We start from the raw sequence: 23,021 nt of genomic DNA on the forward strand, positions 1-23,021 counted from the left end.
GTACAGCGATGTGTGCAAAGGTGCAGGTGGTGTTCCGGGGTTCATACAGATTGGGATTCCTTTCGTCCCCCGTCCGGCCCAACCTCATAACCGTCAATCTTTGTACTGACCGCCATAGAGCCGTCCGCGCAGAGATAGTACCATTTGCCGCCGATCTGCTTCCAGCCGCCGGACTGCATGATGCCAGCCGTATCGAGGTAATACCACTTGCCGTCCACCTGCTTCCAGCCGGTGACAGGCTTGCCGTTTTCGTAATACAGCCACTGGCCCGCGTCGTTCTGCGTCCAGCCCTGCGCTGTGGCCGGATCGATGACCAGCTCCACATAACGGTGGAGGACTGCGGCCACCTCGGCGCGGGTGGCGTTGCCGGTGGGGTCGAAGCGGTTTCCGTCCTTGCCGCCTATGATACCAGCCATCTGCATGGCCTTTGCCGCGTCCTTCGCCCAGCTTGCGATGCTGGAGTTATCCGCAAAGGTCACGGCCTCACGGGTCTTGGGAACGGTGTAGCCCAGCACCTTTGCGTAGTTTGCCATGATGACCGCCATCTCCTGACGGGTCACGGCGTTGTCCGGGGCGAAGGTGGTTGCCGTGGTGCCGCTGACGATGCCCTTTTCCGCCGCCCAATTCACATAGGGGGCATAGTAGGCCTCTGCTTTTACATCGGTGAACTTGCCGGTTTTATAGCCAGCCGGGTCGATACCGGCCAGCCGCCCCAGCGCCGTGACGAACATTCCACGAGTCATGTCGGTATTGGGGCTGAACTGGTTGTTCCCGGTGCCGGAGAGCAGACCCCGCGCCGCCACGAAGTCGATGTCGTCCTTCGCCCAATGGTCTGCGGTGTCGGTGAACGCAGGGGCATCTGCCTTGTAGCCCACGCCGTAGACCGAAAAATGCCCGGTTCTGGCGATCAAGGCTTTGGTGTTCGGGTCATAGCTGGAATCCGTTAAATAGGTTACGCCGCCGTTATCATCCACATAGACCACACAGAGCTTCCCGGTGTCCTCGCCCTTTTGCGGTGTGTAGGGAATGGCGATAGCCGCCGAGCCGCCGCCGAAATTGCTGACCGGCTTACCGCCGCTTTGCAGCGTGAAGCTGAACACCGGGCGGTTTCCGATGGCGTTCTGTGCCGCCGCCGACAGGGTATTCGCCGCCACCGGCTTTGCGGAAACAGTGATCGCGCCGCCTGCCGTGGCCTGAGCCGCTTTCAGTGCGGGAAGGTCGAGGGTGATACTAACAGCGTCGCCCTTGATCTGTACCTGGATGACGCCCGCTTTGATGAGGGCGTCCACCGATTGTTCGGTCAGGGTCGCTGTCATGTCGCTTGCGCCCTTGCCCGTGGTGGCGTCGATGGTGACGGAGACGCCGTTTTTCTCTGTCCCCGCCTTTTTCGCCGCGTCCTGCGCCGCTTTGATGGCATCGGTGATGGACTTTTCAGGCACGGTGACGGTGGCGCTGCCGTTTGCATCCACAGTAGGCGTCACCTTGGTTTCCGCGTTGGTGGCCGTATCCGGCTTGCCGGGGTCGGTAGGGGTAGCGGTTGTCGTGCCGCGGCTGGAGGACGAACCGCCCCCACCGCCGCCAGAACCGCCGCTGCTGGTATAGGTAGAAACGCTTACGGTGCAGCTGGCAGTATAGCCGCCGTCCGTGGTGGTGACTGTGATGGTAGCTGTTCCGTTGCCCACTGCCGTAACCTTGCCGTTCTGGTCAACGGTTGCCACAGCCGTGTTGCCGCTTGCCCACGTCATTGTCTTGTCGGTGGCGTCTGCCGGAGAAACCGTGGCAGTGAGGGCAGCGGTGTTTGGTGTGGAGTTGCTGTAGAGAGAAAGGCTCGACTTGTTCAGTGTTACTCCGGTGACCGCCGTTGCGCCTGCCGGGATGCTCTCATAGGCAACCGTTGCGTTCACCGCTTGTGCGGGCATGGTGAATTTTGCGGTTTGGCTGGCCTTGCTTGTGCCCTCTGCAAAGGTGACCTCTGGGGAAATGCTCCACTCCTTGAAGCGCTGGCCGTCCGTGGCCGCGTTTGCCGTGATGGTGACGGTTGCGCCCTCGGCATAGCTGCCGCCGCCGGTGCCGTCTGTGACGGTCAGGGCGTAGGTATCGGAGGACGGTGGCGGCGTGAAGGTACCGGTTCCCGTCGGGGTTGCTCCCGTATAGGTGCTGCCCGAATGGTTGGTGATCGTGCCGTTGTTGACGATCGTACCGTCGTTCACAATCACGCCGTTGTTGGTGATTGTCCCGGTATTGTTGACGATAAGGGTGCCGCTTTGGGGAACGGTAAGGGTGCCGCCCGCGTTTACGGTTATGGTGGCTGGCCAGCTATCGGTGCCGCCCACAGTGCCGTGTATGGCAACATTGCCTGTGACGACAATGGTGCCGCTGGAAACAGCCCTTGCGCCGGGATTGGCAATTATCATGCCGCCGGCAAGCGTTATACTGCCGTTATACACGACCATCGCAGCATTGCCGTTTTCGCTGCCGCCGGTGATCGTGCCGCCGTTGATGATGACATCATTGGTAGCTTGAATAGCCGCGTCACTTGTGCTTGTGATCGTACTTCTGGTATTGATGGTGACATTTTCTGCATAAACACCATATAATTGCCCGCTGACAGTACCGCCCGTGACGACGGCGTCGCCGGAGACTGAAATCGCAGCAGCATTAGTAGTGCCTGTATTGATAATCGCGCCGGTGATTTCGATTGTGCTGGTTATGGAACCGCTAGTTCGAACCAACGGGCCATTGTCACAGCTGCCGGTATAGCTTGCCGCCCAAATTACCTTTGCCCCTGCGCCAAGATTTAACGATACCGGTTTCGCGTCTGTAACGGTACCGACTATCGTAACCGTCGCGCCTGCGGGAATGGCGAGGGTACCGGTAGCGGTGTTTGTTATGGCAACGGTATCGCCGTCGGCAATATTAATCAATCCGCCGTCGCCGTTCCATGTGGCGTCGCTTTTTTTGGTGAAGTACGTGCCGTCCCAGATGTAATCCCCTGCTGTGAGCGTTTTGTTGGTGGCGGGGCCGTTCTCCGCCGTCACGGTGACGTCGTCCCGACCGTGATAGACGCTGCCCCGGTCGCTGAATATTTCTGTGCCGCCCAGATTCAGGATTACCCCTTCCACGAGAGTCAGTGTTTCGCTGTCCATGCCAACCACCGAAGCGTCGATGGCGCTCACCCAAAGCGCCCTGCCGCCGCTGGGTGCGGTGGCCTCCATGGTGACGGTCGCGTTATCGATAATCAGCTTTTTGTGACTGCCGATGTTCAGCCCCGTGCCGCCGGTGTTTTTCAGCGTGAGGGTGCTGTCCTTCAGGTTAAATGCCCCTCCCTCCCAGCGTGGGAGCATGTCAATGCCATTGCCGCCCGAGTTGGCGACTGTCACGGTGCAGCCATCCATGGTCAGCTCCTCGATCCTCAGGCCGTTGCCCACCGTGTTGATGATGTTCACAGTGCTTTCCGTGACCGATACTTCGTCCAGCTGTATTCCGCTGATGTTTGTGCCCTCATTCGCCAGGGTCAGGATGCAGCCGCCTGCAATCGTCACATTTTTAACGCTGTCGATTCCGTAGCCCGCCGTGTTTTCCACCATCAGGCTTCCGCCGGTGAGTGTTAGGGTGGCGCTGTTTCTATCGATAAGACCACTAATGCCTGAGCTCGTCTCTCCGCTGTTGCTGATGGTGATGATGCCGCCGTCGCTTTCCAGTATACCAGAGGCGTCGCTGAGGGGGGTGCTCAGAGAAACGCCGATGGAGGATTGCCCGCTGTTGGCGACAACAAGCCTGCTGCCACTGGATAGCTTGAGTGTTCCCAGCACAAAAATTGTGATTTTGGAAGTGTCCGTTGCGCTTATCTCCAGCGTGCCGGTTCCGGTCAGGGTCAGGGTTTTGCCCACGGGAATGGTGAGCGTATTATTTCCGGTGGAGACGGTTTTGCCGTCGGCTATCTCCAGCGTATGATCCGCGCCCACGGTGTAGCTACCGCCCAGCCCCGCGATGTTTTCCGTCACGCTGATGGTAGCGGGGGTGTCGGCTTCCAGTGCCGTTTTGAGCGCCTCGGCGGTGGTGACGGTAGTGCTCGCGCCGCCTGTGAGGGTAACGGCAAGTTCAATTTTCCCTTCCACCGCGTCGATGGTAAGGGTCTGGCCGGTGCCGGTGATGGGGCTGTCGCCGTGTGTACCGCTCCATTCGTAGGTGTAGCTGTCCGCCCCCTCGCCGGTGGCGGTGAACACCACCTTGTCGCCCCTGAAGAAGACTGTGTTCGAAGCGGCAGAAATTTCACCGGACTCACCGCCCGGGCCGGTAACGGTCGCACTCAACGTGGCACTGTTGACCGTACCCGTATAGCTGATGCTGGGGCTGAGGGAATATTGGTCGAACCGCCCGGTGACCGCCCCGCCGTTTACGGTGATGTCCACGCCGGTGTAGCCGCCGCCAGCCATATGCACCTCCCAGATGCCATTGGGGACGCTGGCGGTTCTGGTCGCGCCCGTGTCGGTCATCTGGACAGTCGTAGCCTTATTGTCCTTGAGCTTGAGGGTGAAGATGTTGGAGTAGGACCCCGTCTCCGCCACGTTGTCCATGTAGATATTCAGCGTGACGGCGTAGGTGTCAGAGGCCGCCGGGGCGGCGAGCGGGCTTGCAGTCACCGCACCGTCGCAGTCACCCTCGTGTCCGTCCTCAAGCGTACAGCCATCGGTACGAGTGCAGGACGTGGGGGTCGGGCCGGGCTGTCCGCTGTGGTCCAGGCAATCATCTCTGTCGGCTTCACCGCCATTCACCTTATCATTCGCGCATTCCCCGCACACAAAGGCGCAGGGTGTTCCCGGTGTCCCCTCGGTGTAGCCGCAGTCCCCGTCGTGCTCGTGCTGACAATCCAGTTCTTCTGCAACGCACCCGCTTTCTTCATCGCAGATGTGGGCGCAGTTTACCGGCTCCACCGCGCCGCTGTCGGTGGCGGTGGGAATCTCGTCCCCGTAGCACTCATCCGTATGGGTGTGGGTGCAGTCGGTCGCTTCCCGATAGCACTCGTCCGTGTGCTCATGGGTGCAGGGCGTTCCCGGCGTCCCCTCGGTGTAGCCGCAGTCGGCGGTATGCTCCTTGTGATGCTCACACAGGCCGGACGCGCCGACGGCCGGGCCGCCTTCCAGCGCAAACACCGTATTCATCCCCGTCATGCTGAACAGCATGGCGACGGAGAGAACGATGGATAGCGTTCGTTTCCATTTTCTTTTCATCTCAGAACCCTCCTCGTGATTCGTTTTGTCTTTTTTCTCCCAATCAATCTCCATTGCGTAAGTTCCACATATTGCTACGATAAATGCAGGTATCGTCAGAACTGATCCTGCTCCACCTCCGGTACGACAGTGTATTCCCACGCATCCTTCAGCGGCGTCACCCGCCTGATCTCTGGTATCGGCTGATCCGTTGCTCTGTAAGCCACAAAAAATCCGCACCTTACAGTTTCATTGTAAGGTGCGGAATAAAATTTGTATGTAGACAAAACTCACGCTTTCAAACTTTTTTATAAATTCAGGAGCAAAAGCTGGGTTCTGTTGGACACCTCCGCTTTTTGATATAGACGCGAAAAATTATTGTTCACGGTTGAAATCTTAATGCCAAGCCTTTCAGCTATATCTTTGTTTTCAAGTCCCTGCTTCGCCAGTTCAAGAATCTCCCTTTCCCGCGCCGTAAGTTCGATTTTCTTTTCCTTCAGAAGCGTCAGAGACCTGCTCAGCCGATCTGCAAGCTGACGGATATTCTCCATACCCGCTCGCTCCCTGATCCCGGAGGCAAGGGCGTCTTTGATACCCTCATAATTTTCCGCAAAGGGCAGGTATATCCGATCCGGCAGCGCCATTTCAAGCGCTTCGGTCAAAAGCTGCGCCGCCTCCCCGCGTTTTCCTCCGGCGTCTAATGCCTGGGCCATGTATATCTTCATATAGAGTTGTGGCAGGAGATTGGGGAAGATGGAGGAAATCCCCATCACATAGCCACCCATGCCCAGCAGCTTTTTGTATTCCTTTTTTTCCAGCAGTACCCGCCCATAGATGATGTGGGCGAAAGGCTGGGACATGATGACCAGCCGCCGCTCGTCGATCCTGCCCTCCGCCAGCCACGGTGCGACCGCCTCCGGATTGCCCAGCAGCAGGGAGAGATAGCCGTTTGCCAGATCATAGGTATAGCGGCACAAGTCCTCTGTATTGCGGTAGGAACGGTCGCGCAGGGTGGTAAGGCTGTCCTTCAAAAGCTCCCTGTCCCCATGCAGCAGGGCGAGCCTTGCCAGCGTGAATACCCCGCATTGGGCTATGCTGTTCTGGCGCTTGCTGTCGGCGGTAAAGATGGCCCGGTGGCAGAGGATTTCTGCATCGTCCGTCTCGCCCCGGTGCAGATGAGCCTCTGCGCGCATGATCAGCTCCGCTCCGGTGCCGTGTCCTCTGGACAGCCGGTAGTAATACGGCATACACTCGTCCATCTGCTCCAGTTCTTCATTCAGCTTTCCGCTCTCCCGCCAGTACATATACAGCACCGAGGGGGAGCCGAACGTCCATGTGCTTTTGCTGTTGATGAGTGTGGCCGGGCCGCCCAGCAGCTTAAGCGCCCTGCGGTGGCGCTCGCTCATGGCGTCGATGCGGTTATACTCCAGAAAGGACAGCAGCAGCTCCAGCTCGCCCCGCATGGCGTCCTTTTCTTCCTCCGAAACGGAGCATTCTTCAATGACGCTTTCAATCTCGTCCTTCTGGCGGAGCAGTTCCTCGTTCTGCCCAAGGAAAAAGAGGGTAAAGGCCAGCGGCACCAGCGATTTTGGGTAGCGGACTTTCATCTCATGGGTGGTGTGTTCCATGATATCCAGGATCATCGGCGTGGTGGTCTCGTCGATGGTGTCCGCAATGTCATAGCTGGTGAGCGGCATGGCGTACAGCCGTTCCCATGCCCCCGCGCGGTAATAGAAGCGCAGGGTATTCATCCGGTCGCCCGTTTTTTCGGCCAGGCCGCCGCCCTTTAAGTAGATTTCCCTCTGCCGTTCTTCGGGCAGGTGGGCGAATTTTTCCTCCAGCATTTTTTGGAGCTGGGTGTGCATGGTGTAGCAGGAATGATCCCGGTCATAACGGATAAAGAAACGCTTCTCCCGCAGACGGTTTTCCGTCCCCTCCATCGTTAAGCCGGAGAAAGCCTGTGCCTGGGAAAGTGTGAACGTCGGGAAGATGGACACTTCCAGCAGAAAGTTTTTTTCCTCCTCGGACAGACCACCCCAGAATGTTTTCTGCATGAGGGCCGTCATACCGCCCTGTTCAAATTTCCCCGTTCTGACAAAGGCGTCCATCTGGATATACAGGGCCATGACCCATCCGCCTGTTAAGTGCATGACTTCTTCAAGCTGGACGCCCGTGAGGGGAAGCCCGGCCCCCCGGTAATAGGCGTCCGTATCCTCATGGGAAAAGGCAAACGCCTCCTCCTGTAAAAGATACAGGAGGCCGCTCCGCATCAGGCCGCCCCGATCCTCCTTGGCATAGGGGTGGGTCGCCACAACGATATGCAGCTTTTTCCCGCCGTGGCCGGACAGGTATGTCAAGAATTCGCATGGACGGTACAGCTCCCACAGCTGAAAGTTGTCCAGAAGCAGAAAGGTTTCACGGTCGCAGGAAATACCCTGTATCGTCCGGGCGATCTCCGGCAAGGTATCCTCGTCCGGCATTCCGATGACGGTAAGCTTTTCCGCGCTTTCCTTGTCAAAGGCGGCAATCAGGCCGCAGAAAATCTTCCATGCCTCCGCCGGGGTCTCGGAGTGGAACTCATGCTGGTGAAGCGGATATGCTTCCGGGTTGCGGGTATCGAAAAAATGCTGGAGCGCGGTTGATTTCCCGAAGCCGGAATCCGCCTCCAGAAGCGTCATGGGGAAAGACTTGATATTCTCCAGCCGTTCCATCAGCGCCTTTGGGTAATATCTGATATCCTGTTTCAGTTGTCTGGTTCGTGGCATAATCGCATATTCCTTCCTGTGCCGCAAAGCTACTGCAACATAATTCCTGTTTTGTTGTAGCCTTGCCAGCTTATTGCGTTCCCTGTGTTTTATTATACTACGCTTCCCCCAAATACGACAGTGAATCTTGTGAAAATCCAAGGACGCACTCGCTGCGCGTCAGTTCCCTGCTCTCGTCACAGACCATGGATTTCTGGATTTTCAAGGGTTTCACTTTCCAGAATAGGGGATTTTTATTTGTTTGTGTTTTCTGTGACACGATGTTATAATTCCGTTAAGTGGTAAGTGGAAGTTTATGAATACTAAAAAAGGAAACGAAAAGTCAAGGTTTAGGCATAGCCTGGAAAAGAGGATCTGTTATGGCAGAGATAAAAAGCAATATAACACCGTGGTCTGAAATCCGCATGAAGAATTACCAGTGGCTGGATGAATACTTACAAAAACAGCCATCCACGGAAAAGGAATACCAGCCGGCATGGCAGGCATACAAATACCTGCTTTGTGGCAAGATGTACGCCTACATCGGGGTTGATGACAGAAATGGACGTCCTGTGATCACCTTGAAACTGGAGCCTGATTTCAGTGACATGCTGCGCAGCAAGTACGAAGACATTGTGCCAGGTTACTATATGAACAAGAGGCATTGGAGCACGGTGTATCTTGACGGTAAGGTGCCGCAGGACGTACTTGCAGATATTGTATATGCATCTTACAAATGGGTACGTTCATCATTAAGCAAAAAAGCACAGCAGGGAATACTGGGAGATTAGAATCTGAAGGGAGATAAAGGCAAAATATGATACAGCTAAGAGAAATGGAACTTTCGGATCTGGAGATTTTTAAGAAATGGCTTTATGAGCCGCATGTAGCGAAATGGTATCATGATCCGCAGGATTGGATCAACGAAGTAGAGAATCAGAAAAGCGAGTTTTGCTGGATCCATCATTTTATTGTGGAGCATGAAGGAAAGCCCATGGGCTTTTGCCAATATTACGCCTGCCAGGACAGTGATGAGGAGTGGGAAGGCTATACAGCGTTGGGCGGTTCTTACAGCATCGACTACATGATCGGGGAAGTTGACTGCCTTCGCAGAGGCTTTGGCAAAATGATTGTGTCAGAACTTATAGACAGGATCGCCCGGCAGGCTGACGCCAAACGGATCGTGGTACAGCCGGAGCCGGAGAACAAGGCTTCCTGTGGCCTTTTATTGTCCTGTGGCTTTACGCTCGACAGAGAAAAAGAGATTTATGTAAAATCTTTGCCTGAAGCGGCGGACAGGACCGGAGCGGGCAGCTGCGCGGCGCTCAGGCTTGTGGGATGGAACGTTGTTCTGGATTCTGACCATGCAGACGAGCTGGCTGCATTTTACGAAAAACTGCTTGGCTGGACGCGGTTCCCGGGCGAAGAGTATACCGTCTTAACGAACCTGCACCAGCAGGGGCTTCCAACCTGGATCACCATTCAGCAGGTGGATGATTATGTGCCGCCTGTCTGGCCTGCAACGCCGGAAGAACAGCAGCAGATGGCACATTTGGATTTCCATGTAGAAGATGTGGAGGAAGCTGTGGAGCATGCTCTGTCATGCGGTGCAGCCATTTCTGAAAGTCAGTTTGATGATCGATGGAGGGTAATGATTGACCCTGCGGGACATCCGTTCTGCATCCTGCCACCTATCATGCCCTGGATGTAAACTTATAAATCCGCAAGTATTTTACCCGTAATATATGGAGGAATGATATGAAGATCAAAAAAATCGATCATGATTTTTCTGTGTGTAAAGTGAGTGATTACCTGCAGGTTGACCTCGAAAAAGAGTTCTGTTTTATCGGTAAAACAGACCAGGAAAAATCACTGGTCTGCATAACCGATGATGTGCCAGATCATGTGATCGAATGCGATCATGGATGGAGAGCGTTACGGATCGAAGGGACTTTGGATTTTTCACTTATTGGGATATTATCTAAAATATCGACGCTGCTGGCAGAAAACAGTATCACTATATTTGCTATCTCAACCTATAATACGGATTATATCCTGACAAAAGAAAACGACTTTGATAAAGCGGCTGATGTGCTGTCCGATGCGGGGTATCAAGTTATATAAAAGAACAGATCCCATAGCACCCGGACCAAGAGAAAATCTTGGAGAAAAACATGGACTGTCAACAACTGAAAGAAGGACTGGAGAACTACTACGTCCTGTATCAAAAAGGACTTAAAAAACAGGCCAATCAATACATAGAACACTTAGCCAAAGAGATCCAGGCGTTGGGCCATACAGAAAAAGAAACTGTTTTATACCGTTTTGCGCAGGATCTGTGTGATAAAAACGAATATCAATACTTAGAAAACCGCGGCAATGGCAGCATCCCGTTTGCCCTTTCCCAATGCCTGAAAGAATGGCTCTATCCGCGATGTTTAGAAAATAGAATGCCCGAGCTGCGCTGGTTTTACCAATTATACAGCCATGACAGAACCGGATGTCAATATGCATTTGAATTTCTGGAAAAAGCATATAGGCATCAGCAATGTGATGCCAAAACAGTCAAGCTGTTATTTGCCGCTCACATAGCCACCTTAGCCTGGGGCGCCCATCATTTTCCGGAAGGTTGCATCATCACCCCGGAGACAAGAGAAGCTGCGTTTTTCAATTGCAGGAAAATATCAGTAGAAAGATCCGTTGATAACCGCCTCCAGGCCCAGTTGGATTTCTACACGGTCTTATATTCCTGCTATGACAACTATGTAAATGATGGGAGATCAAAAGACTTTACCCAATATTGTGACGAAGCCAATCTGAAATTTTACGAGTCGAAGGCATACTATTACGAAAAATAACAAAACCATTTTGAAATTTCAGATAGATTTCGGACCGGGCTTCAATCAAAAATGATGGAGATAAAAACGATAATGAATAAATGGATGGATTTGGCGATCCGGGTGCAGAGCATTGCTCAGGCCGGACTCGCTTACGGAGAAAATGACTACGACATTGAACGCTATGAAGAGCTTCGGAATATTGCGGCGGAGATGCTGGCTTGTGAGAGTGAAGTCCCCGTTGAGACAATAAAATCGTTTTTTTGCAATGAAACAGGATATCAGACACCAAAAGTTGATACCAGAGCAGCCATATTTAAAAATGACAAAATTCTGCTTGTCCACGAAAAAAACGGCACATGGTCTTTGCCCGGCGGCTGGTGCGATGTGAATCAGTCTGTAGCCGCCAATGTGATAAAAGAGACCAGAGAAGAAGCCGGATTGAATGTATATGCAGACCGGATCATTGCTGTACAGGATTGGCGCAAACATAACGCCTGCAATTTACCATATGGAGTGGTAAAAATATTTATTCTTTGTAACGTGATCAGCGGAGAGTTTCACAGAAATACCGAAACTACCGAGACCCGGTATTTTAGAAGAAATGAGCTTCCATCTGATCTTGCAAATGAAAAGACCACAGCAGAACAAATCCTTATGTGTTTTGACGCCAATGACGCAAAAGAAGACTGGAAAACGCAATTTGATTAAAACGATAAGGAAGGATGGAGCTGATCATGAGTCCTGTCAGTTACATATCCTACGGTGAGGATGAGAAAAAAATAATAAGAGAAGGGATTGCCTCAATACGTGAAGTCCTTATGGGAAAAGACACCAATAAAAAGAAAAGCCTGCTGTTTGCTTTAGACTGGTTTATGGATCCATATTATAAGCAGGATATTTCAAATCTTCACGATGATCTGATCACTCTTCTTCAGGAAGTTATCATTTCATCAGAAGATGACGAGGTTTCAGAAGACGCATTAAATCTTCTGTCTTCGTATGAATGGCCGCCCTTTGAGATTCTTGAAAAGAACCTGCACAAGGTATCTGAGCGATTAAGGGCAGATGCATTATATGTGATCAACATGGATAAGGAAAATAAGTAATTCCAGACAATTATGTTTTATCCTCCGCGCCCAGTCCCATTCCGCCAATACCCTTGGCAGGGATAAGAAGCTCCCCGGGGTGGCGGAAAAAGATTTCTAAGTGTTCTTCCGTTCGTAGACAGAAAAAGGCTGGAGTCGTGTGGATAGCGGACTGCACGCATTATGTGCTGTCCGATAGCCGCATGGCTCCAGCCTTTCTCTGTCGAAGACAGGAAGACACAGAAACTTTTTCCGCCGCTCCGGGGAGCTTCTTATCCCTCACAACCTCACTCTTCGGAACGCCAGCATTTCCTAAAAAAATTTATTTCTTACAGATCAAACCCAAAATACTTCACCGCATTATTATAGCAGATCCCTTCAACGATGGTCTTTAACGCCTTCTGATCATCCGGATATTCCCCGTTCTCAACCCAGCCGCCGATCAGCTCGCACATGATCCGACGGAAGTACTCATGCCTGGTATAGGAGAGGAAGCTTCTGGAGTCGGTCAGCATACCGATAAAGTTGCCCAGGCAGCCAAGGTTTGCCAGGCTGGTCATCTGGTTGGTCATGCCCACCTTGTGGTCGTTGAACCACCATGCGGAGCCGTGCTGGATCTTGCCGGCGGCAGCGGTATCCTGGAAGCAGCCGATGATGGTTCCGATGGAAGCGTCATCGTTGGGGTTCAAGGAGTACAGGATGGTCCTCGGGATCTCGTTGGTTGCGCTTAAAGCGTTCAGGAAATCAGCCATCTGCGCGGACGGAGCATAGTTGTTGATGCAGTCAAAGCCAGTGTCGGCGCCAAGCTGCTCATACATATACGCGTTGTTGTCGCGCTTGCAGCCATAGTGGAGCTGCATCGCCCAGTTCATACGGTTGTATTCTTTGGCAAGGAACAGCATGAACTCAGTCTTGAAGTTCAGCTCCTCCTCCTTGGTGATATCCTGCCCGTCCAGTCTCTTTGCGATAATGGAGTCAATCTTTTCTTCGGAAGCCGGATAGTACATCACATACTCCAGGCCGTGGTCGGAAACGCTGCAGCCGCACTCTGCAAAGTAAGCCATACGGTTTTTGATGGCTTCTTTGAGGGAAGCAAAATCCTTCACGGTAACACCGCTCACCTCAGAGAGCTTGCCCATATAGGAAGCGAATTCCGGTTTCTCGATGTTGGTGGCCTTGTCCGGTCTCCATGCCGGGAGCACCTGTACGTCAAAGGTGTCGTCAGCAGCGATCTTCTTGTGCCACTCCAGAGTGTCGATCGGATCGTCGGTGGTGCAGATCAGGGTTACGTTGGAAGCCTTGATCAGGCTGCGGACGGTCCATTTGTTCTGAAGCTGCTCGTTGCAGAGGTTCCAGACCTCCTCGGCGGTATCGCCGCACAGATGGCCGGTGTAGCCGAAGTATCTCTGCAGCTCCAAGTGGCTCCAGTGGTACAGCGGGTTGCCGATCAGCTTCTCCAGGGTCTCAGCCCATTTCTGGAATTTCTCACGGTCGGAGGCGTCGCCGGTGATGTATCTCTCGTCCACGCCGTTGGAGCGCATCTGGCGCCACTTGTAATGGTCGCCGCCCAGCCATACCTGGGTGATGTTGTCGAACTTGCGGTCCTCGGCGATCTCCTTCGGGTTGATGTGGCAGTGATAGTCCAGAATCGGCATCTTCTCAGCGTAGTTGTGGAACAGCGCTCTGGCAGATTCGGTGGTCAGCATGAAGTCCTTGTCCATAAACTGTCTCATTGGGTAAATCCTCCTTTAATATAAGAATTAAAATTTGGTTGTTGCTCTTTTTATCAAATCGGCGGCAATGGTTGTCCGGCTGGGGACGTTGCCACCGTTGAAAACGCCCATAAGGGTATTGATCGTGGTGGTGCATAAGGCTTCCACCTTGCTGTCGATGGAGGTCAGCTCCGGATCGGTGCAGACGGCATAGATGGAATTGTTGTAGCCCACAATGCTTAGATTATCCGGAATGCTCCGTCCGGTTATGTGGGCATACTTGACAGTACCCACAGCCAGTGTATCATCGGAAGTCAGTACCGCATCAAAATCCAGCCCCGATTCATGCAGGGCGAGCAGCAGGTCCCTGGCTGCCAGTACGTCCTTCGGGCACTGGCGGATGTATTCCTCCCGCACAGGAAGGCCGTGCCCGCTCAGTGCATCCCGGTATCCCTTCATCTTATTGGTGCCGCTGTAGGACTGGCTGGTAAACAGATACAAGATCCTGCGGCAGCCGGAAGCGATCAGCTGGCTGGTAGCCTGATGGGTTGCCATACGGTCGTCGCAGAGCGTGCAGTAGATGTTCTCCCCCTCAAGATAACCGTTGACCAGCATCACCGGAATCTCGCCGGAGGCTTCTACAATGTAGGAATTGTCCTTTGCCTTCTGTTCAATGAATTTAGAACCGGCCAGGATGATGGCATCCACCTTCTTGGAGCGCAGCAGGTCGAAATACTGACGCTTGGTCTCTAAGGAGTTGCCGGTACAGCAGAGGATAGAGTCGTATCCATTGGACCGCAGACCCTGTTCCAGATAATAAATGGCGTGAGCCAGGTAGGGGTCTGAGGAGTCTGAACACATGATGCCGATGGTCTGGATCGTGCCGAGACCCAATCCTCTCGCAAATACATTTGGAGTATAGCCCAGTTCCTCCATGACGTCAAGTACCCGCGTCCTGGTTTTCTCACTGACGTTGGGATTGCCGTTCAATACCCGGGAAACGGTGGCGATGGAAACCCCCGCCTTTTTTGATACATCATAGATATTGATAAAATCACCCCCCGTTTCTGTAAGTACTTACAATCTAAGGCTATTATACCTGCCGAAACTGGATAATGCAAGCGGATTTATGTAATAATTGCAATATTTCGTATATTTTAACGCAATTGTGCACATAAGAAATGTTTGGCTTATTTTTATTTATAAAGGTTTTTCCTTGACTTCTTCCTCTGGATTTTGTAGAATAATTGTAAGTACTTACATTGCGTTTTATGACAGATCATTTACCATCAACCATACCAATAATAAGGAGAATTGAGACATGCAGGATTTTATCAGGATTCACGAGGATGATAATGTTGCAGTAGCGCTGCGCCCGATCGCGGCTGGAGAGACGCTGACGGTCGGACAGTATCAGGTGACCACGCTGGAGGAGATCCCCCAGGGCCACAAGTTTGCACTGAAGCCGGTCCCGAAGGACACGGAGGTGGTCAAGTACGGGTTCCGCATCGGATATGCGAAGGAAGATATCCCCGCGGGCGGATGGGTGCATGTTCACAATCTGCGCACGGCGCTGGGGGAGGTGCTGGATTACACCTACGAGCCGGTGGCTTCCGGACTGAAGGAATCTGAGCATGCCTATTTTGACGGGTTCCGCCGTGCAGACGGCAAGGTGGGCGTCCGCAATGAGATCTGGATCATCCCGACGGTGGGCTGTGTCAATTCCATTGCACAGGCCCTTGAGAAGAAGGCGCAGAAGTTTGTGAAAGGAACGGTGGAGGATATCATCGCGTTCCCCCATCCTTACGGCTGCTCCCAGATGGGGGACGACCAGGAGAATACCCGGACCGTCCTGGCGGATATGGTGCGCCATCCCAACGCAGGCGGCGTGCTGGTTTTGGGGCTTGGCTGCGAGAACAGCAATATCCCTGTGCTAAAAGAGTACATCGGCGAGTATGACGAGCAGCGGGTGAAGTTTTTACAGTGCCAGGATGTGGAGGACGAGCAGGCGGAGGCGATGAAGCTTTTAGAAGAGCTGGCTGCCTACGCAGGTGCTTTTGAGCGTGAGACGATCGACGCCGGAGAGCTGGTCATCGGGATGAAATGCGGCGGTTCCGACGGACTGTCCGGCATCACAGCGAATCCGACCGTCGGGGCATTTTCCGACCTGCTGATCGGGAAAGGCGGAACCACGATCCTGACGGAGGTTCCGGAGATGTTCGGCGCGGAAACCCTTTTGATGAACCGGTGCGAGACTCCGGAGCTGTTTGAGAAGACCGTGGATCTGATCAATGATTTTAAGAATTATTTTACCAGCCACAACCAGACGATCTATGAGAACCCATCCCCGGGCAATAAAAAGGGCGGGATCTCCACGCTGGAGGACAAGTCCCTGGGCTGCACCCAGAAGTCCGGCAGCGCACAGGTGAAGGGCGTGCTGGCTTACGGCGAGCCGGTGAAGGTAAAGGGCTTGAACCTTTTATCCGCTCCGGGCAATGACCTGGTGGCATCCACGGCGCTGGCGGTATCCGGCGCCCACATTGTCCTGTTTACGACCGGACGCGGGACTCCGTTTGCATCTCCGGTGCCGACGGTCAAGATATCCAGCAACTCGAAACTTGCAGGCCATAAGGATAATTGGATTGACTTTAATGCCGGACGTATGGTAGAAGATAAGAGTAAGGAAGAACTGGCTCAGGAACTGTTTGATTATGTCCTGGCAGTGGCTTCCGGCAAAAAAGTAAAGGCAGAGGAAGCCGGGTTCCACGATATGGCGATCTTCAAACAGGGCGTGACCCTGTAAAGATGACCGGTAAGGACTGCGTGTACCGTGGGACAGAACATACCGGGTTTTGCTGCTGACAGAAAAGAAAGGCGTGACAACATCCATGAAACTGAACAGAACGACGCAGAGAACTGTAGAGATCCTGAAACTGGTATCGAAGAACCCCGAGGGCATCACCCTGGATGACATCTGTGAGAGCCTTAAGCTTCCCAAGACCAGCGCTTACGATATTGTGACCACACTGGTGGAGATGGGGATGGTCAATGTGGACCGGGGACAGCGGCAGCGCTATACCATAGGCCTGACTGCATACCGCATCGGCATCAATTACACCAACAACATGGATTTCATCAGCGTGATCGAGCCGGAGCTGAAGGCGTTTGCCAAGGAAGTGGGGAAAACTGTGTTCTTTGGGGTGCGTTCTGACCATGAAGTGGTGTATATATGCAAGTCAGAGCCGGAAAATCCCATTATAACCACGGCCACGGTGGGGACGAAGAATCCCATGTACTGCACGTCGCTGGGCAAGGCCATCCTTGCCTTCAGCGATGATGAGACCAGGGACCAGGTCATAAGCCGCATCAAGTTCCGCCAGAAAACAGGACGCACGATCCTTGACCGGGAATCTCTTTTAGAAGAATTGGAGAAAGTAAAGGAGAAGGGTTATGCGCTGGACGCCAGGGAAGTGGAGGAACATATGGAATGCGCCGGAGCGCCGGTTTTTGGTTCCGACGGCAGCGTTGTGGGGGCCATCAGCGTGTCCAGCCTGTACAAGCCAACGGAGGATTATGAGCGGTTGGGACGCCTTGTTTCCGAAAAAGCGAAGGAAGTTTCAAAATTATTAGGATTTATCGGAAAAATATAAGGATTACCTGTTGACAAATGGCTCGGTAACTATTAATATTTAATTATAAATCGTATTTGTGAAAAGGAATCGCATATACGAACAAAGTAAAGGAGAAGAGGAATCATGAAAAAAGAACAGGTATTAACAAGAATGAAAGAGGATTGTCTGGTAGCTGTTGTTCGTGCGAAGAATTTAGAGCAGGGCGAGAAGGTTGTTGACGCGATCATCGAGGGCGGCATCAATTTCATCGAGATCACCATGACCATGGACGAGGGCAACCCGATCGAGTTCATCTCCGCTATGGCTAAGAAATATAAAAACAACGACAGAGTCGTGATCGGCGCAGGCACCGTTCTGGATCCGGAGACCGCAAGACAGGTGATCCTGGCAGGCGCAAACTACGTGGTGAGCCCGGGCCTCAATGTAGAGACCATCAAGCTGTGCAACCGCTACAGAGTGCCGATGCTTCCGGGTGTTATGACCCCAACCGAAGCCATTACCGCTATGGAAGCCGGCTGCGACATCATCAAGATCTTCCCGGGCAACATTGTGGGACCGGCAGCGATCAGCTCCTTTAAAGGCCCGCTTCCGCAGGGTGAGTTCATGCCGTCCGGCGGTGTTGACGTGGACAACGTGGACAAGTGGATCAAGGCTGGCGCATATGCAGTGGGCACCGGCAGCAGCTTGACCAAGGGCGCTAAGACCGGCGATTTCGCGGCAGTTACCGCAAAGGCAAAAGAGTTTGTCGAGGCAGTGGCAGCAGCACGCGCAAAATAAAGGAAAACAATAACTCATATAATAAAGGAGAAAAGAACAATGGCAAAAGTAGTAACCATGGGCGAGATCATGCTGAGATTATCTACCCCGAATAATGAGAAATTCATCCAGGCAGACGAGTTTGACGTAAACTACGGCGGCGGCGAGGCCAACGTAGCAGTATCTCTGGCTAACTATGGACATGACGCGCAGTTCGTGACCGCAGTACCGGCCAACCCGATCGGCGAGTGCGCAGTAGCGGCTTTAAGAAAATACAACGTAGGTACCAAATTCATCTCCAGAAGCGGAGAGAGACTGGGCATCTACTACTTAGAGACCGGCTCTGCAATGAGAGCTTCCAACGTGGTTTATGACCGCGCTCATTCCTCTATCTCCACAGCAACCGCTGATGAGTTTGACTTCGACGCGATCTTCTCAGACTGCGACTGGTTCCATTTTACCGGTATCACCCCGGCAGTGAGCGATGCAGCGGCAGAACTGACCGAGGCGGCTTGTAAGGCAGCGAAGGCTCACGGCGTGACCGTTTCCGTGGACTTAAACTTCCGCAAAAAACTGTGGTCTTCTGAGAAGGCACAGAAGGTTATGACCAACTTAATGCAGTATGTGGATGTATGCATCGGCAACGAGGAGGACGCAGAGAAGGTTCTCGGGTTTAAGCCGGGCAACACCGATGTTACCTCCGGCGAGCTGGAGCTGGCTGGTTATGTGGACATCTTCAACCAGATGGCAGACAAGTTCGGCTTTAAGTATATCATCAGCTCCCTGCGTGAGAGCCATTCCGCTTCCAACAACGGATGGTCCGCATGCATTATGGATGGTAAGACCCGTGAGTTCTACCATTCCAGAAAATACTCCATCACCCCGATCGTGGACCGTGTAGGCGGCGGCGACTCCTTCGCAGCTGGTCTGGTATGCGGACTGCTTGACGGCAAGGATATGAAGGCAGCCCTGGAATTTGCAGTGGCAGCTTCTGCTCTGAAGCACACCATCCCTGGCGACTTCAACCTGGTTACCCGTGCAGAGGTTGATAACCTGGCAGGCGGCGACGGTTCAGGCCGTGTTCAGAGATAATCACGTTCAGAGAACGGCTGACAGATAATTGACAGAAGGTAAATGGCTAATTTCCGGTAAACGGAGTTAGCCATTTTATCTATGGGTAACTTTGATAGAATCTTCACAGAACCTCTATTTACAGGAAGGGAAACGATTATGGAAAACAGCAGGAATTTTGATCTGTTAACGCTTGGCCAGGTACTTCTGCGTCTGTCACCGCCAGGCAATGAACGTCTGATGCGCGGCGACACCTTTATGAAGCAGGTGGGCGGTGCGGAGCTGAATGTGGCGGTTGGCGTATCGCTTTTGGGACTTCACACCGGTATCATCTCCAAACTGCCGTCCCATGATATCGGAGCGTTTATGAAAGGGAAGATCCGCTCCTATGGTATCAGCGATGATTATTTTATTTATGACAATTCGCCAAATGCCCGTGTTGGTATTTACTACTACGAGAATGGGGCGTATCCACGGAAACCAAAGGTGATCTACGACCGCGTGGGCAGTTCCTTCTACTCCTTAAGCATTGACGATATCCCGGAGGACGTGTACACTGCAACCCGGTGTTTCCATACCAGCGGGATCACTCTGGCGTTAAGTCCTCAGATCCGGGAGACTGCCGTTGAGATGATCAAACGGTTCAAGGCGGCGGGCACCCTGGTTTCCTTTGACGTGAACTTCCGCGGAAATCTGTGGACCGGACCGGAGGCCAAAGAGTGTATCGAGCAGATCCTTCCCTATGTGGATGTTTTCTTCTGCTCTGAGGATACGGCGCGGCTGACCTTCTTAAAGACCGGTACGGCCCGGGAGATGATGAAAAGCTTTGCGGAGGAGTATCCTCTTTCTATCGTGGCGGCGACCCAGCGCACGGTCCACAGCCCGAAGCGCCATACCTTCGGCTCGGTGATCTATGATGCGAAAAATGACACTTATTATGAAGAAGAGCCTTACCGCGATATCGAGGTGGTGGACCGGATCGGCAGTGGTGACGCGTATATTTCCGGCGCTCTGTATGGACTTCTTGCCTATGATTTTGACTGTAAAAAAGCGGTGCAGTTCGGCAATGCCACCAGCTCCGTGAAGAACACCATACCGGGCGATCTGCCGTCCTCGGATTTAGAGGAGATTGAAAACATCATCAAGGCCCATAACCAGACGGGACCGCAGCTTGAGATGGCAAGATAAGTTAACCGGGAAGCTGCTTAACGGTTATAAGATAAAACAAATCACAGGGGGAAATTTATTATGAAATCCGTTATGGGAAACGTTATCGTAGGCCAGTCCGGCGGACCGACCGCCGTCATCAACTCCAGCCTTGCAGGGGTCTACAAGACTGCCAGGGATCGTGGCGCTAAAAAAGTCTACGGCATGCTTCACGGCGTTCAGGGGCTTTTGGAGGAACGGGTGGTAGATCTGTCCGAGCATATCCGCAGCGATCTGGATATCGACTTATTAAAGCGCACTCCGTCATCCTTTTTAGGCTCCTGCCGGTACAAGCTGCCGGAGATCAAGGACGGCAGAGAGGTGTATGACCGGATCTTTGAGATTTTGGATAAGCTGGAGGTGGAGTATTTCTTCTATATCGGAGGAAATGATTCCATGGATACGATCAAAAAGCTGTCTGATTATGCGATCTTGAATGGAAGCAGTATCCGGTTTATGGGCGTACCCAAGACCATTGACAATGATCTGGCGGTGACCGATCATACGCCGGGCTTCGGCAGTGCTGCCAAGTATATCGCTTCCATCACCAAGGAAGTGATCCGGGACGGCCTGGTGTATGACCAGCAGAACGTTACCCTGATTGAGATCATGGGCCGGAATGCAGGCTGGCTGACCGGGGCGGCGGCTCTGGCTGCGGGCGAGGACTGCGAGGGGCCGGATATGCTGTTTTTGCCGGAGATGACCTTTGACGTGGACAAGTTCATGAAGAAGGTGGCAGATATCCATAAGGTGAAAAAGTCCGTTGTCATTGCCATTTCCGAGGGTGTGAAGGTGGCTGACGGGCGATATGTCTGTGAGCTGACGGACAATATTGATTATGTGGATGCGTTTGGACACAGGCAGCTTACGGGAACGGCAAGGTACCTGGCTGAGAAGATCTCCAAGGAAGTGGGCTGCAAGACCAGGGCGATCGAGTTTAACTCCCTGCAGCGGTGCGCGTCCCACATCGTAGGCCGTGTGGATATCACGGAGGCGTACCAGGTGGGCGGAGCTGCGGTCAAGGCCGCTTTTGAGGGGGAGACCGGTAAGATGATCATCTTAAAACGGGTTTCCGACGATCCGTATCTGTGCGTGACGGATATTTATGACGTACATAAGATCGCCAATGTGGAGAAGAAGGTCCCCAGAGAGTGGATCAATGAAGAGGGGGACTACGTGACTGAGGAATTCTTAAATTATGTGAGGCCGCTGATTCAGGCGGAGCTGACCCCCATGATGGTGGATGGGCTACCGCGGCATCTCAGACTTGAGGATGCTTCTTACCTGGGGCGCGGGTGATATAAGGGGGGACGCAGCCGTTCGGGGATGAAGGTGGTTGAGGATCAGAATGCCCCCGGAGGCCGGAGGAAAAGAGTTTTCTATGTCTTCCTGTTTACGACAGAGAAAGGCCGGAGCCATGTGGCTAGCGGACAGCACGGTAAACCTGTGCAGTCCGCTTTCCACACGACTCCGGCCTTTTTCTGTCTCCAAACGGAAGACATTTAGAAAATCTTTTTCCTCCGGCCTCCGGGGGCTTTCTGATCCGGCAAGGTTTTCGCGGGAACGGCTGCTGGGGGCTGGGACTGCCAGGGAAGGTCAAGGGCAAAGCATTTTCATATTGGAAGCATTATTTGATTTTTATTGGCAGTATCCAGTGTTCCATATACGCACAATCATCTGTGACAGGATAATACATTTCTCCTGCAAAATCAGTAGTGGTTAACTTGTGTTTTTTCATCCAGTGCGTCATAAAGGTCTGCGCTTTATAGACAGCTGAATTTGTTAATTCTTCAAAGTTTTCGGCTTCAAATCCGCAGACAAGATACTCTGCACTTGGGAGTTCAAAGACTGCAAAGCCATCTTCAATAGAGCCATATTCGGCTTCGGCTCCTGCCATATAGGTGCAGTAACCCTCCTGAGCTTCGCCCATATAAAGTGCACCAAATTCATTGCCATCTGCAAGCAAATGTGGAATTTTAGGTTTTACTTTATGAAATTCATCCCATAGTTTTGCGGCAAATGAAACACTTGTATCGGTGCCGCCCATTAACTCTGTAATAGGTATTTCCTTTGCTATTCCGATAAAAGTTCGTGGTGCGGTTAATTGCCTGCGCATGACTTCAAGCACAATACCATCTGTAACTAATGGAACATTCTCATCAACCATTACATAATTTAAAACCAACTCTGGTTTTACAAATTGATTGAGATGGACGCCCGTTATACGGTATTCGTCGGGTGTGATCCCATACGTCTCTTTAAACGCTCTTGTAAAGCTGGCATGACTGGAAAAACCGTAGTCCAATGCGATGTCAAGTATGCGGCTGTTTTTTACTTTCAGGTCATTTACTGCCTGTGCTAACCTGCGAAGTTTTATATATTCGCAGACAGGTCTCTTGACTAAGCGGGAGAAAAGTCTTTGAAAATAAAACGGTGACAAGTTGGCGGTCTCTGCCAGTTTGTCTATTGGTATTTCCTCTGTTAAGTTGTTTTCAATATAGTCAACCGATTTTTGAATCGCTTCCCATGCGTGCATATGTTCATCCTCCTTTGTTTCTTTAAATATATCAGAAAAATTTCACATAGGCTTTTCACACAATGCTTTTTTACAAAATTAGCTGCATATACGCTAAACCATAGCCAGCAGGTTTTCTATCCTGCGCACTGAGAATGCTTCGCCGGATAAGAAAGCCCTCGGGGGACGGCGGAAAAAGTTTTCTATGTCTTCCGTTTGGAGACAGATTGAGGCCGGAGCCGTGTGGAGA

Annotated in this window: 17 protein-coding genes and 1 pseudogene; 13 read left to right on the plus strand and 5 right to left on the minus strand. The window is 52.5% G+C overall.

All coding sequences use genetic code 11. The features are described 5' to 3' along the window. Positions 1–41: 41 nt before the first annotated feature. Together AB1I67_RS12120 and AB1I67_RS12125 are read right to left on the minus strand one after the other, a co-directional pair. On the minus strand, positions 42–5,231 hold the full coding sequence (locus AB1I67_RS12120; RefSeq protein WP_367030136.1) for an S-layer homology domain-containing protein: 5,190 nt from the start codon (positions 5,229–5,231) through the stop codon (positions 42–44). A 287-nt stretch (positions 5,232–5,518) separates the two neighbouring features. Next, the gene (locus AB1I67_RS12125) at positions 5,519–7,975 is read right to left on the minus strand and encodes a LuxR C-terminal-related transcriptional regulator (RefSeq protein ID WP_367030137.1); all 2,457 of its coding nucleotides are present in this window, start codon (positions 7,973–7,975) and stop codon (positions 5,519–5,521) included. A gap of 359 nt (positions 7,976–8,334) precedes the next feature. On the opposite strand from AB1I67_RS12125, the gene AB1I67_RS12130 reads away from it, so the two are divergent. The 7 genes and pseudogenes from AB1I67_RS12130 to AB1I67_RS12160 all read left to right on the plus strand — a co-directional run bounded on the left by AB1I67_RS12130 (position 8,335) and on the right by AB1I67_RS12160 (position 11,900). Further along, positions 8,335–8,745: an MmcQ/YjbR family DNA-binding protein gene (locus AB1I67_RS12130; protein ID WP_367030138.1), complete on the plus strand. Its 411-nt coding sequence runs from the start codon at positions 8,335–8,337 to the stop codon at positions 8,743–8,745. A gap of 44 nt (positions 8,746–8,789) precedes the next feature. Beyond that, a pseudogene (locus AB1I67_RS12135) lies at positions 8,790–9,203 on the plus strand (GNAT family N-acetyltransferase); the annotation flags it as partial. 84 nt (positions 9,204–9,287) lie between these two features. Further along, entirely contained in the window at positions 9,288–9,665 is a 378-nt protein-coding gene (locus tag AB1I67_RS12140) for a VOC family protein (protein ID WP_367032610.1), read from the plus strand. A 47-nt stretch (positions 9,666–9,712) separates the two neighbouring features. Then, positions 9,713–10,078, plus strand: coding sequence for an ACT domain-containing protein (locus AB1I67_RS12145; RefSeq protein ID WP_367030139.1), 366 nt, complete (start codon positions 9,713–9,715; stop codon positions 10,076–10,078). Between the two features lie 50 nt (positions 10,079–10,128). After that, positions 10,129–10,812 carry a hypothetical protein gene (locus AB1I67_RS12150; protein ID WP_367030140.1) on the plus strand — a complete coding sequence of 228 codons (684 nt, stop codon included), beginning with the start codon at positions 10,129–10,131 and terminating at the stop codon, positions 10,810–10,812. Between the two features lie 51 nt (positions 10,813–10,863). After that, positions 10,864–11,502, plus strand: coding sequence for an NUDIX hydrolase (locus AB1I67_RS12155; RefSeq protein ID WP_367030141.1), 639 nt, complete (start codon positions 10,864–10,866; stop codon positions 11,500–11,502). Between the two features lie 14 nt (positions 11,503–11,516). Further along, complete coding sequence (locus tag AB1I67_RS12160) at positions 11,517–11,900, plus strand: hypothetical protein (protein WP_367030142.1); 384 nt, start codon at positions 11,517–11,519, stop codon at positions 11,898–11,900. Positions 11,901–12,208: 308 nt separating this feature from the next. Here the strand turns inward: AB1I67_RS12160 and uxaC are convergent, their stop codons facing one another. Together uxaC and AB1I67_RS12170 are read right to left on the minus strand one after the other, a co-directional pair. Further along, positions 12,209–13,612, minus strand: coding sequence for a glucuronate isomerase (gene uxaC / locus AB1I67_RS12165; RefSeq protein ID WP_367030143.1), 1,404 nt, complete (start codon positions 13,610–13,612; stop codon positions 12,209–12,211). A 27-nt stretch (positions 13,613–13,639) separates the two neighbouring features. Next, positions 13,640–14,641: a LacI family DNA-binding transcriptional regulator gene (locus AB1I67_RS12170; RefSeq protein WP_367032612.1), complete on the minus strand. Its 1,002-nt coding sequence runs from the start codon at positions 14,639–14,641 to the stop codon at positions 13,640–13,642. Positions 14,642–14,912: 271 nt separating this feature from the next. Here AB1I67_RS12170 and AB1I67_RS12175 point away from each other — a divergent pair, with 271 nt between their 5' ends. The 6 genes from AB1I67_RS12175 (at position 14,913) to AB1I67_RS12200 (ending at position 21,555) form a co-directional block, all read left to right on the plus strand. Then, entirely contained in the window at positions 14,913–16,394 is a 1,482-nt protein-coding gene (locus AB1I67_RS12175; RefSeq protein ID WP_367030144.1) for an altronate dehydratase family protein, read from the plus strand. Positions 16,395–16,479: 85 nt separating this feature from the next. After that, a complete protein-coding gene (locus tag AB1I67_RS12180) occupies positions 16,480–17,241 on the plus strand; it encodes an IclR family transcriptional regulator (RefSeq protein ID WP_367030145.1) in 762 nt (253 codons plus the stop codon). Between the two features lie 105 nt (positions 17,242–17,346). Beyond that, positions 17,347–18,000 carry a bifunctional 2-keto-4-hydroxyglutarate aldolase/2-keto-3-deoxy-6-phosphogluconate aldolase gene (locus AB1I67_RS12185; RefSeq protein WP_367030146.1) on the plus strand — a complete coding sequence of 218 codons (654 nt, stop codon included), beginning with the start codon at positions 17,347–17,349 and terminating at the stop codon, positions 17,998–18,000. Between the two features lie 39 nt (positions 18,001–18,039). Then, the gene (locus AB1I67_RS12190) at positions 18,040–19,071 is read left to right on the plus strand and encodes a sugar kinase (protein WP_367030147.1); all 1,032 of its coding nucleotides are present in this window, start codon (positions 18,040–18,042) and stop codon (positions 19,069–19,071) included. 138 nt (positions 19,072–19,209) lie between these two features. Further along, positions 19,210–20,238 carry a sugar kinase gene (locus AB1I67_RS12195; protein ID WP_367030148.1) on the plus strand — a complete coding sequence of 343 codons (1,029 nt, stop codon included), beginning with the start codon at positions 19,210–19,212 and terminating at the stop codon, positions 20,236–20,238. A gap of 72 nt (positions 20,239–20,310) precedes the next feature. Further along, entirely contained in the window at positions 20,311–21,555 is a 1,245-nt protein-coding gene (locus AB1I67_RS12200) for a 6-phosphofructokinase (RefSeq protein WP_367032613.1), read from the plus strand. A 328-nt stretch (positions 21,556–21,883) separates the two neighbouring features. Here the strand turns inward: AB1I67_RS12200 and AB1I67_RS12205 are convergent, their stop codons facing one another. After that, positions 21,884–22,792, minus strand: coding sequence for a helix-turn-helix domain-containing protein (locus tag AB1I67_RS12205; protein ID WP_367030149.1), 909 nt, complete (start codon positions 22,790–22,792; stop codon positions 21,884–21,886). Between the last annotated feature and the right edge of the window lie 229 nt (positions 22,793–23,021).

The sequence above is a fragment of the Clostridium sp. AN503 genome, assembly GCF_040719375.1.
Lineage (GTDB): Bacteria > Bacillota > Clostridia > Lachnospirales > Lachnospiraceae > Brotaphodocola.